Below are 10,754 nucleotides of genomic sequence, written 5' to 3'. Positions count from 1 at the left end.
AACGCCTTCAAATCGACCGGCGTCTCGGCCGATGTCTTGTCATGCCCAAACACGCCGGCGGCGCCTTCCAGGAGCTGGTTTTTCCAGATCGTGATCTGGTTCGGATGAACATCAAACAGTTGCGCCAGCTCCGCCAGTGTCTTGTCTCCTTTGACCGCAGCCAAAGCAACCTTCGCCTTGAATGCCGGAGAATGCGTCCGGCGGCTCTTCTTCGTCATCTTCGCTCCTGATTCGCAGCAAGAATCCTCGCCGCTGTCAGGCAGAAAATCCACTCAAGCTACTGTCCGAATTTGCGGGGCCAGCTCTCTCGATGGTCTTTTCCAAATCGAATTCAAGCAGCGGCGCCAGATCGATCTTGTTGATCACCACGAGGGATGAAGCAGCAAACATATCAGGACATTTGAGGGGCTTGTCTTCACCTTCCGTAATCGAGAACACCACGATCTTGCAGGCCTCGCCAAGATCGAAGGCAGCGGGACAGATCAGATTACCGACGTTCTCGATGAAGAGAATGCCGCCTGAAAGCAGGGGCAAGCGGCGATAAGCTCCGCCGATCATTGCAGCATCGAGATGACAATTCTTGCCGGTATTGATTTGAACGGCTGGCACGCCGACAGCCTGAATACGTTCAGCGTCGTTCGAGGTCTGCTGGTCGCTTCGATGACACCGACCGGGCGGCTGCGCTTGAGCTCGGACGCGGCACGGACCAGCAGCGTCGTTTTACCTGCACCGGGACTGGATAAAAGATTAAACACGAGAACGTCATCGGCAAGGAAGAGGGCCCGGTTGACCGCCGCAATCCCATTATTCTTGCCCAGGATATCGCGCTCGATCTCGATGACCTGCTTTCCGCTCATGCCCCCGACCCTTGAATCAGCCGAGCCGGCGCCGCCGCTCGGAAGCGGCTGTATGCCATGTGCCTGATGGTGGGCCGGCCGGCGAAGAGGAGAATGGCCATCGCAAGAGTCCCGCACATGGTCATTGTATCGCTCGTGGCTCTTCGCATCATTTGACCTCGAGTGTTTGGTCGTCGGTGTACCTTCCGTGCAGCCGCAAACGGTACACATCAATCGATCTCCAGCGCTTTCACGCGCATCTGTTCGCCCGCGGTTACCTGCAACTGATAACTGCCGCAGCAAGGACAGCAATCACCCCGGCGTGCAATTTCAACGCTCTTCGAACAGCTCATGCACCAGGCAACGCCCGGTAGTTCAACGATATTAAGCGCGGCGCCTTCGGCAACGGTCCGCATTGCAGCGACAGCAAAGCAGAACGTGATCGCTTCAGGCGCGGCATGACTCAGCGTTCCCAATTCCAAACAGACGCTCCGCACCCGCGAAGAGGATCGCTCCCGTACCTTCTCCTCGACGATCTGAATGATCCCCATGCAAATGGCCATTTCATGCATCGTGAAATTCACGAAAATTGAGAGTGAACCCGACGCACGGATCCAGCGACGCAATCACCGCGTGGACTGCATCACAGCGCCGCGGAGCTGTCAGCACGGCGCCCTGCAGGTTCCGTACAAGCGGTCCGCGCTTATGGAAATTCCACTCCGTCGGCGCCAGGAATTCGAAGCGAGATATCCGGCCGTGAGCGTCAAGCTCAACAGCGTGGTAGAGACGTCCCCTGGCGCATTCGACCGCGGCCGCTGCACGACCGGGCCCAAGCTTATATCTTTCGATAATCCCATGCTCTGCGGTATCCGGCTGAGCGCCGGCCTCAAGCCAGGCACATAGCCCGGACGATTTCAACTATTCTGGCCATCAGCCGCTCGGCCGCACCGAAGGGTCTCAGCAAGAACCGATCCCGGGTCATTGGCGCGCCCAAGGACCCGTCTCAGGCACATGTCCTTCCAGATCCGGACAATCGCAAAACGTCGAATCATCCCCGAGCAATCGCTTCGCGATGTTGAAGTCGTCAGCAGCGGACAGGAACGAGTATGCTGCCGGAGCCGACTTCAAGCCGGCCTCATGAAGCGCCGCGACGCGAAGCGACAGTGGGCTGCCGGACCTGAGCGCGCGTCCCTCATTCGGTACGCCCAGCGCGGCCAGCGCCGCCGCGATCCGCGCTGTTGCTTCCCGTTGAGGGGGGCACGAGGCTCGCTGGGCGGAGCGAACAAGCGCTGACAATTCCGACATCAGGGAGCGGATTGCTGCCGCACTGGCGACCTCTAGCGTGAGATGTCCGGCAAATAGGCCCCGTGCCAAATCCATGATGCGCTCGGTAACGATCAGCGCAATACGATGCTGTTTTTTTTTGCGAGGGTGATCACTTCGTCGCGCGCCGTTTCGATCGCGGTCAACAGTGCGGTTTGCTGCGCAGCGGCACATAACGCGAAGAGCCGCGGCACTGCGTTGAGCAGTGACGAGGCCTGCTTTCCGGCGAATATCCGACCCAGCGGCGGCCGGACTCGCGGCTGGATCTCGACCGAGGCGACTACGTCGGCAGCTAGCAATACGCGGACATGGATTTTGTTGCTTGCAGTGAGGTTCATGCGCAATGCTGCCCCCTCCCCCCGCGCAAGCTATGATCCATCCGAAGGCGCCGTCTGTGGGATCGCAACTGATGTCGAGTGCCCGAGCGCATCATGTGAAGTACGCCTCGAGAATTTCCTGCACGCGTCCGGCAGAGTCCTGGAAATCCTCGTCGGCAGCCAACGCAACAATCGGCACGCCCCCGACCTCCACCGTATCAAGGATGATGTTGTCCGTAGAATTGAAGAACTGCACGGACCAAACATTCCTAGTCCCGGTCGCCTGCACTCTGCAGGCACCGTAGCCCCGCAACATGAGTTGGACGGGTCCGTTGCCCAAGCTTTGCTGCAGGAATGTCAAGTCGACAACGCTCATTGGCAGTAACGTCAGATTGATGACATGCGCATTCATGCAAAATTGCCAGACGCTGGCCCGCTCGCGTATTTCGGCCAGCACCGGTTGAACGTTCATCGCGCCATCCGGCGGCGTGTCAATCAGAAGTTCGGTTGATGTCAGGTCAGTTGCGGCACGCCGGACAATCTGCGGAATCGCTCCAACCTCGACATATTCGTGCGCCGGTTCGGTTCCGATGCGCACGCGCCAGATTCCGGCATGCACGGACTCCCGGATTTGTGCCAAACTGCCGTCCGGCAACGCAACCACCCGGTCACCTCGCCTTCCCCGAGCAATTCGTCAATCAGCTTGCGCTCGGCATCGCTGAAATTTGCGAGTCCGTACAATTGTGTCGGATCACCGCTTCTCTGACCCCCAACAGCAGCAGCGACATTTGACATTAGCAGGGCAGCGTTCGGATACTTCCTTGCACATTCGTCGCAAACCCGCCAAACGCGATTGACAAGCGCACTTGTCGCGCCGCGATAGAATACATCGAGAGTTCCAGAACCTGTGGTAAAGCCGCTCGCCGCGCGGCCGGCGCCGCCAGATACAACGGGGATCGCTGCTTTCACGATGCGATGTTCCATTGTCTGTGTCGAGGGGTATTGCACTTGCCGGCGCCGGTGCTGCCGGCGAGTGCCCAAAGGATCGGTGAGGAGATGCGGTTGATCGTGAGCAAACGATCCGGTCTCTTGCCGATCAGGCAGAGTATATTGTTCCTCGGGGATAGGCGCGGCGTCGACAGTCTACGCTGGCCGGGCCGGCCGGTCAGTGTGCCACCAGGGCCGCGCGAGGGTGCTTCACTGATCCGCAGAATATGTAGGGGATCAGCCGCCGGCAGCGGCATCAAGGTCGCCTTCCTGGGAACGTGCGCGACCAGGCGCGCATCGGCGCTAACGCCCTCCACGTCGTCGGACGGAGCGGGCCGTGTCAGAGCATGCTGAGCCGGCTGCAACTTCATCACACTCCTCTCTGATCATGATCGGTTCTGCCAGCATGGCGGTTAGCAAGGCGCATGCCAATCATCTCTAGGTGCGCGAGTCGCGTTCGACCCAACGGCGTAGCGCCTGACGTTGTCCAAGCCGATGGTCCTGCGACTGGAATCCGGTCTATGAACCCCAGCCGGTGCAAGGGAGCGGAAGCGCTAGCGTAGGTGCTCCGGCAATTGCGGCTCGTGACCGATCAAGTCCGCAAAGAAGCGATCGCAGCTCTGACCGTTGAGGCTGGCCTCAAGCCCGTCAAGTGCTTTGCAGATCAGCCTTGCTTCGTTTTCGTCCAGGAGCCGCACTGCGCTGTCGATATGAACGAGCACCTTGGCGCCGGCCCGTACATCAGCGAGCAGCACGACGGAGATGCGCCGCTGCTCATTGCCATACTCGCATAACGCGGTGACACCGTCGGTCTCGACAATCGTCATTGGCAAGCCAAGGCACATGATCAGCCGCAGGCCGCTAGATCGGCTCTGCCTTTCATTTCATAATTCGCATGGTCAATATTGTTCGCCAACAGCCGTTCTGATGCAGGCAGCGGCGCACTCCGCGGTTTTGCCGGCGAGTCCCACTGCTCTAGGAGCTTACAGGCCAGTCTAATCGCGGGGGCAATCTGAAAGCGCACCGGCGCGGTCAGCGGACCGCCCCAATTCTCCAGATCCATCGGCTGGCAGCCGATAAGAGCGAGCTCTCGCGGGCGGCGGCCAAGCAAATCGGCCGCGCTCAAGACCTCCTGGAAGCCCATCTGATGCAGGCTCACCTTCTTGGCCCCCGTGAATTTTGGCACTTCGTCATCTCGTACAAGCTCCAACTGCCCGGGCAGCAATCCATAGTCGATGGCGTCGAACACGATCAGGCAGTCGGCCCCATCAAGAAAACTAACGAGGTAGAGCCCCTGGGTGCCGCCATCGAGAACGGTGACGTATCATCGACCGCGTAGCTACGATGAAACTCCTCGACCGCACGCACACCGAATCCCTCATCGGCCCACAGAACATTGCCAATGCCGAGCACCAAAATCCGCTTTTTCTCTGTTGAATTGAGCATCCGCTTCCCAGTCAATCGCCAAACCAATGCTCACCTACTTGATAGAAGGGAAGCTGCGGCGCGACACGACGTCGTCCCAGAGCACCGCGTAGATGTGGACCAGCGCGAACATCACGATCACCCACAGGCCGAGATGATGCCAGGTGTGAAAGTCCTGGCTGTTCGGCCAGAGTGAAAACACCCAGCCGAACACCTTGTACTGCCAGCTGTCAGTACCGGCACCTTGCCCGTAAAGTGCAAAGCCGGTGACGACCATGAACGTGATCGTCTGCGTAAACATGAAGAACATTGCTAGCTGAGCAAGGCGGTTGTGCCCGAGGCCCCTTTCAGGCTCAACCGCAAGGAACGAATACCGGCGAATCTCGTGGTGCAACTCCCGCCAAAAGCACCGGCGCCAAAGCGGCACGCAAAAGATCTGCATGGCGTGCGCGTTTCCCATCAAGGCCCAGTAGATACGCAGAAGAAAGCCGGCGCTGAGTACATATCCCGCCGAGAAATGAGCAAAGCGGATATAGCCGAATAGAAAACCGCCGCTAACGATTCGCTTGCCGGAACGATCGAGATTGAACCCATTCGGCGTCTGGACGGCCACCGTCGTTACCTCCTCAACTCGGCTTGCCTTTGTGGGCAGGGCGATCCGGCCGGTGCCTCAACCGCTTCGCGGCGGTGACCGCCGCGTGGGCAGCGACCGCTAGCCCCACCACGCCGGCAGCGGCCATGCCGATCTCGTCGGCGTTCTGCTCGATGCCGAACTGCTTGATGGTCGTGAGTCGGTCGTAAAATGACCCTTTATCCCAGAAGCCATCTTCGGAGCAGCCGAGACAGCCGTGGCCGGATTGAATGGGAAATGAAACGCCGCCGTTCCACCGAAGGGCCGAACAGGCATTGTAGGTGGTTGGTCCCTTGCAGCCCAACTTGTACAAGCAATAGCCCTTGCGTGCGTTGGTGTCGTCCCACTCTTCGACGAATTGACCAGCGTCGAAATGGGACCGCCGGTAGCACTTATCGTGAATGCGCTCGGAATAAAACATACTTGGACGCCCTTGGTGATCAAGCTTTGGAAGCTTTCCGAACGTGGTAATGAAAGTCACGAGGCCGCTCATGACCTCTGCGATCGGCGGGCCCCCGGGCACCTTGATGAAGGGCCTGTTGGTGATTAACTTATCGATCGGCACCGCGCGAGTCGGATTTGGCTTGGCCGCCTGCACGCATCCCCAGGACGCACACGTGCCCCAAGCGACGATCGCCATGGACTCTTCCGCCATCGACGTGAGCTTTTCAACGAACGGCTTGCCGCCGTCAATGCAGAACATGCCACCCTCGTTCAAGGGCGGGTTACCTTCAACGGCAAGCACATATCCGCCTTTGTACCTGGCACGGGTTTCCTCCAGGATGGCCTCAGCCTGGTGTCCTGCCGCCGCCATGATCATATGGTCATAGTCGAGCGAAATCATCGACAGCAGCGCGTCCTTGATCAAGGGATGAGCCGAGCGGATAAAGCTTTCCGAGCAGCAGGTACACTCAAGCCCGTGCAGCCAGATGACGGGCACTCGCGGTTTGGTTTCCAGGGCGTGCGCAATACTGCTTGCACCAAGCCCCAAGCTCGCGGCCGTGAAACTGCAGAATTTAAGGAAACTGCGACGCGTGATACCCTGTCGTCTGATCACGCCGTAGAAGGTTTCCGTTGCATCACCCATGAAACCTTCCAAGCGAGTTGTCGCCAGCGTTACGATTGGTGATGTTCGGCAAGAAACAAGCCAGCAGAGCGAAACACCTGAAAGATAACAAGCCACCGCTTTAAGATTTTCGGCTTGTCGAATCCGGCCAGCGTCCCAGAAGCTAGGCCATTGATCTGCTACGCTATTGGTGTCCAGTTTTCGACGTCGATGTGAGCACTTTAACAAATCAAGCCGATCGTTCACCGCTGAAGGGAACTACGCTCCTGCAGGCGGCACTCATGATGCCGATTGTTGAATAGAATTGGTTCAGTCGACGGGCACCACATTGCCCGGCCTCAATCAGACTTGCCGATCGCTGACCAACGGTGCGTTAAAGCGCTCATAATCGAACCTAATGCAGGCAGCACGTACCAACGCGGTTGCCGAGCAAGGAACAGAGCCCGCAAGGGACTGAGAATGTGGTGCGCACGTTGGCTTGACTTTAGGTCTGATTTGATCCGATCTGCCCCTGGTTCCAAGGGGCTCCTCGCCTACGGGGCTGTGCGCGGCGACAGGCTGGACGTTTAGAGCGATCGCCCTGGCAAACCTAAGATGATTCGTTGCCTCGCCCGGTACAATGTCTGTCGATGATGGCTAAGGTGAAGATTGTCGCAAATGCGAACATCACCATACCAGCGGCAACCACACTTCCTCGTGCCAGCGCGGCTCTTGGACGTAGTCCACGACATAGGCCGACAACACCTTGGTGCGTCCAGGAATATTTCCGCCGATCATCATCACGACGCCGAATGTGCCTATCGTGTGAGAAAATCCAAGCACGGCCGCTTTAACGAGCTCCAGTCGCGCCAGCGGTGCGATGATAGCAACGAAGCCATACAATGGCGAAACACGCCCTGTCATTTCCAACGGGTGATCGCCAACCGCAAGAAAGGCGTTACGTATCGGCTGCACGACCAATGGCAGCGCCGAGAGCACCGATCCGACCACGATCCCGACGAAGGTAAGAGCGAGCGTGCGCTCGCCCCAGAAAGAGGCGAGAACGCCGCCGGGTCCGTCGGGGCCGAGCAGAACGAGTACGCAAAAGCCGAGAGCCGCTGGGGGTAGTACCAGCGGAAGGGCAATTAGCGCAGCGACAGCCTCGCTCAGAAAAGTCTTTGAACGCGCCAGCCACCAGGCGAGGGGCACACCAATCACGAGGAGGATCACGGTCGTCACGCTAGCGAGCTCTATCGTGAGCGCAATGGATTGCGAGATCTCTGACGAATCAAAATCCATGTGCGTCAGCCCGCCAACGAGCGCAGGTCGCCGTATCGCGATAGTGATTGCCTATACGTCGGGCTGCCCAGCGATGTGGTGCGAATAGCCATTTGTTCGTGCGGCAGCTCGCTCTGTCCCCCAAATTTACGCGCACCGTTTCTGCGAGCAAGAGCAGCATCGCAAGGCTCATCGGCAACTCCTGTGACAAGTCCGCTTCGTCCCACCCGACGGCGGCAGCTTCTCATTTGTCATCAGCAATTCGAGTGCCACGTGCGAACAGCGGCGGCGCTATGCTTATGTGAAAGCACTTTGCGTAGACGCCGACGTCACCGTGGAGTGGACCTAACGCTTTGTCAGGTTTCTGGCATCTTTGTTTCCAAGCGGACAGCAACAGCCGCCCAACGAAAACGGCAGACTCGACTCGAGAAATGCCTGTTTGGTTTGTCGGCGGCTCAAATCCCGTGCTCGCAGGGCCGGTAGCTGAACCGATCGCAAGAAGCCTGCCGGTCGGCAGCTACGCAAACGAAGTAGCTGAAAACTCGTCGTAAGGCTGGTTCGGCGACGCGGCAAAGGCGCGAGGGGCCGCGAGCGACGGCCGCTCCCCTGACCGGCTTAGCTTGCACATCGTCAGCACAGGCGTGGAGACAAACGCCGCGTCATCGACGAGATTGGCCGCTTGCGGAAAAACGCAGTCATCCATCAGAGGTCCTACCCGGGCAACGCAGCTCCTAGCCAGACTTCCATTCGGTAAATGCGTTCAATCCAAAATAGCAATTTTACCAACTGCACGTACTGCTGCACGATCTCAACACTCCAGCATTCCGCTAATGCGCGCTACGCTGCAGCCTAATGTTCGACCTTGCGAACACGGCTAAGAGCACTCAAGCCGATGCCACCGAAGGGAGGCCATTGTCCGCGACTTTTTAGTCCGCCGCAGTTTGGGATTTGGTGCATATCTTGCTTAGCGAGAAAGGACAACGCAACTAAACGCCTGCCTTTGGAAAGACGCGCCGGCTCTCGGACGCGTCTTCAATCGCGCAAGGCTATAATGATTAGTCTCGTATGACACTGTCGCCTCTCACCGAGCCGCGGCACACATTCGAGTATATTCGGGAAGGAAGCGTCATGACCACCATGGCAACCGCGGCGCCTGTGCGCGCGTCGCAAGCTTGGTATAAGATACTCTACGTCCAGGTGCTGATCGCAATCCTAATTGGCGCCATGGTTGGCTGCCTATGGCCGTCTGTCGCCACAAACGACTGGGTCAAGGCGCTCGGTGATGGGTTCATCAAGCTCATCAAGATGGTGATCGCGCCCATTATTTTCTGCACCGTCACGTCTGGCATTGCGCATATTCAAGATGCCAAGAAAGTCGGGTGCGTCGGCGTCAAGGCGCTGTTCTATTTCGAGATCGTCTCCAGCTTTGCCTTGCTGTTGGGCCTTGCCATGGGCAATCTGGTCCGGATTGGCCATGGCCTTGCGGTCAAACCGGATGCTGCGGCGGTCGCCAATTACGTCAAGCAGGCGGAAGCCTCGAAAACCGTCGACTTTATTCTCAACATCATTCCCGATAGCGTGGTCGGCGCCTTCGCTCGCGGCGATGTTCTGCAGGTTCTCCTGTTCGCGATCCTTTTTGGCTTCTCGCTGATGGCGTTGGGAAAGCGTGGCGAGCGTCTGCGCGGCATGATTGACGACGTCGCGCACGCGGTGTTCGGGGTAATAGCTATTGTAATGAAAGCGGCCCCGATCGGCGCCTTCGGCGCCATGGCTTTCACAGTCGGCAAGTTCGGGCCCGCAGCACTCGGCAATCTGATCGGTCTGATCGCGCTGTTTTACGTGACTGCTGCCCTATTCGTAGTAGTCGTGCTTGGTCTGATCGCCCGCCTCGTCGGCTTTTCAATCTTCAAGTTCCTTATCTATATTAAAGACGAGCTTCTGATCGTGCTCGGTACTTCATCCTCCGAAAGCGCGCTCCCTCAATTGATGGAGAAGCTCGAGCGGCTGGGCTGCTCCAAGCCGGTGGTCGGGCTGGTGGTGCCGACTGGCTACTCCTTCAACCTTGACGGCACCAATATCTATATGACACTTGCAACATTGTTCATTGCCCAGGCACTCGGTGTCGATCTCAGCTTTGGCCAGCAGCTCACGATCCTGCTAGTAGCAATGCTAACTTCGAAGGGAGCAAGCGGCGTCACCGGCGCAGGCTTTATCACGCTCGCTGCGACATTATCGGTAGTAAACCCAGCTCTGGTGCCGGGCATGGCAATCGTGTTTTCTATCGACAAGTTCATGAGCGAGGTGCGCGCCCTCACCAACATCATCGGCAATGGCATCGCGGCTGTGTTCGTATCCTGGTGGGAAAGCGAGCTCGATCACGTGACGCTGCAGACTCGGCTCAACAAGTCCACCGCTTCCACTACTATCGACACTACAAGCACATGAGGTAGGTCCCGGATCTGAACCGCCGCCATTCGGACACGAATACTCCCCCTGCGCTCTCCGGCGCACAGCATTATTCCGCGCCGCAGCCAGGGCAGCTGCCCCTGAGAGGCTAGGGTCCAGACTCAATTGAGCCAATATGCGACGAGAGCGGCGAGATGAACAGCGGCCAAAAAATTACGGGCGAGCTTGTCATATCGCGTGGCGATGCGCCGGAAGTCCTTGAGCCTGCCAAAGCAGCGTTCGATGACATTTCGTCCTTTGTAGGCGCGTTTGTTGAAGCGATGGATGACGACACGGTTAGATTTATTGGGGATTACGGGCTTGGCGCCACGACGAATGATTGCGCCGCGAAGCTTGTCGCCATCATACCCTTTGTCGGCGAGGAGCACGCTCATGGGTGGCGCGAGCGCCAGGACATCGGGAGCCGCAGCGATATCGGCATCCTGGCCTGGAGTCAGATGCAGGAC

At 58.4% G+C, this 10,754-nt stretch carries 11 protein-coding genes and 3 pseudogenes; 1 reads left to right on the top strand and 13 read right to left on the bottom strand.

Translation table 11 applies throughout. The features are described 5' to 3' along the window. From IQ16_RS43960 to IQ16_RS43905, 12 genes and pseudogenes are all read right to left on the bottom strand, one after another. Positions 1-218 (bottom strand): IS3 family transposase (locus IQ16_RS43960; protein WP_018648304.1); only part of this gene is annotated, 218 nt, incomplete at its 3' end. A 37-nt stretch (positions 219-255) separates the two neighbouring features. Continuing rightward, positions 256-609 carry a hydrogenase nickel incorporation protein HypB gene (gene hypB, locus IQ16_RS47180; RefSeq protein ID WP_231166591.1) on the bottom strand — a complete coding sequence of 118 codons (354 nt, stop codon included), beginning with the start codon at positions 607-609 and terminating at the stop codon, positions 256-258. Beyond that, positions 555-857 carry a P-loop NTPase family protein gene (locus IQ16_RS47175; RefSeq protein ID WP_014497976.1) on the bottom strand — a complete coding sequence of 101 codons (303 nt, stop codon included), beginning with the start codon at positions 855-857 and terminating at the stop codon, positions 555-557. The genes hypB and IQ16_RS47175 overlap by 55 nt, the downstream gene beginning before the upstream one ends. Positions 858-1,066: 209 nt before the next feature. Then, positions 1,067-1,408, bottom strand: a complete 342-nt coding sequence (gene hypA, locus IQ16_RS43950; RefSeq protein WP_018648282.1) for a hydrogenase maturation nickel metallochaperone HypA — start codon at positions 1,406-1,408, stop codon at positions 1,067-1,069. Next, positions 1,401-1,754, bottom strand: coding sequence for a nickel-dependent hydrogenase large subunit (locus IQ16_RS47170; RefSeq protein ID WP_014497978.1), 354 nt, complete (start codon positions 1,752-1,754; stop codon positions 1,401-1,403). Before IQ16_RS47170 ends, hypA begins: the two co-directional genes overlap by 8 nt. 479 nt (positions 1,755-2,233) lie before the next feature. Then, a complete protein-coding gene (locus tag IQ16_RS47165; protein WP_018648280.1) occupies positions 2,234-2,497 on the bottom strand; it encodes a hypothetical protein in 264 nt (87 codons plus the stop codon). Between the two features lie 91 nt (positions 2,498-2,588). Next, positions 2,589-3,445 (bottom strand): annotated as a pseudogene (locus IQ16_RS47775) (hydrogenase expression/formation protein). Positions 3,446-4,017: 572 nt separating this feature from the next. Further along, positions 4,018-4,308: a HypC/HybG/HupF family hydrogenase formation chaperone gene (locus IQ16_RS43925; protein ID WP_011084536.1), complete on the bottom strand. Its 291-nt coding sequence runs from the start codon at positions 4,306-4,308 to the stop codon at positions 4,018-4,020. Positions 4,309-4,310: 2 nt separating this feature from the next. Next, positions 4,311-4,909, bottom strand: a pseudogene (locus IQ16_RS43920) (HyaD/HybD family hydrogenase maturation endopeptidase). 34 nt (positions 4,910-4,943) lie between these two features. Beyond that, entirely contained in the window at positions 4,944-5,501 is a 558-nt protein-coding gene (gene cybH / locus IQ16_RS43915) for a Ni/Fe-hydrogenase, b-type cytochrome subunit (RefSeq protein ID WP_018648279.1), read from the bottom strand. A 13-nt stretch (positions 5,502-5,514) separates the two neighbouring features. Further along, on the bottom strand, positions 5,515-6,606 hold the full coding sequence (locus tag IQ16_RS43910; RefSeq protein WP_011084531.1) for a hydrogenase small subunit: 1,092 nt from the start codon (positions 6,604-6,606) through the stop codon (positions 5,515-5,517). Between the two features lie 645 nt (positions 6,607-7,251). Further along, positions 7,252-7,863 (bottom strand): molybdate ABC transporter permease subunit, encoded by a 612-nt coding sequence (locus IQ16_RS43905; protein ID WP_011084530.1) that lies wholly within the window; start codon positions 7,861-7,863, stop codon positions 7,252-7,254. Between the two features lie 1,107 nt (positions 7,864-8,970). Between IQ16_RS43905 and dctA the strand changes: the two genes are divergently transcribed. Beyond that, complete coding sequence (gene dctA / locus IQ16_RS43900; RefSeq protein WP_011084529.1) at positions 8,971-10,287, top strand: C4-dicarboxylate transporter DctA; 1,317 nt, start codon at positions 8,971-8,973, stop codon at positions 10,285-10,287. A gap of 122 nt (positions 10,288-10,409) precedes the next feature. Here dctA and IQ16_RS43895 read toward each other — a convergent pair. Further along, positions 10,410-10,754: pseudogene (locus IQ16_RS43895) on the bottom strand (IS5-like element ISBj2 family transposase); the annotation flags it as partial.

Source organism: Bradyrhizobium huanghuaihaiense, assembly GCF_007830635.1.
In the GTDB taxonomy this organism is placed as follows: domain Bacteria; phylum Pseudomonadota; class Alphaproteobacteria; order Rhizobiales; family Xanthobacteraceae; genus Bradyrhizobium; species Bradyrhizobium huanghuaihaiense.
Note: the sequence above shows the minus strand (reverse complement) of the source record. Positions and strands in the feature narration are given on the sequence as shown.

Bases quoted from the DNA above. Each gene is read 5' to 3' on its own strand.
- hypA (WP_018648282.1), bottom strand. From the start codon at position 1,408: ATGCATGAAATGGCCATTTGCATGGGGATCATTCAGATCGTCGAGGAG.
- IQ16_RS43910 (WP_011084531.1), bottom strand. From the start codon at position 6,606: ATGGGTGATGCAACGGAAACCTTCTACGGCGTGATCAGACGACAGGGT.
- IQ16_RS43925 (WP_011084536.1), bottom strand. From the start codon at position 4,308: ATGTGCCTTGGCTTGCCAATGACGATTGTCGAGACCGACGGTGTCACC.
- IQ16_RS47175 (WP_014497976.1), bottom strand. From the start codon at position 857: ATGAGCGGAAAGCAGGTCATCGAGATCGAGCGCGATATCCTGGGCAAG.
- dctA (WP_011084529.1), top strand. From the start codon at position 8,971: ATGACCACCATGGCAACCGCGGCGCCTGTGCGCGCGTCGCAAGCTTGG.
- IQ16_RS47165 (WP_018648280.1), bottom strand. From the start codon at position 2,497: ATGAACCTCACTGCAAGCAACAAAATCCATGTCCGCGTATTGCTAGCT.
- IQ16_RS43905 (WP_011084530.1), bottom strand. From the start codon at position 7,863: ATGGATTTTGATTCGTCAGAGATCTCGCAATCCATTGCGCTCACGATA.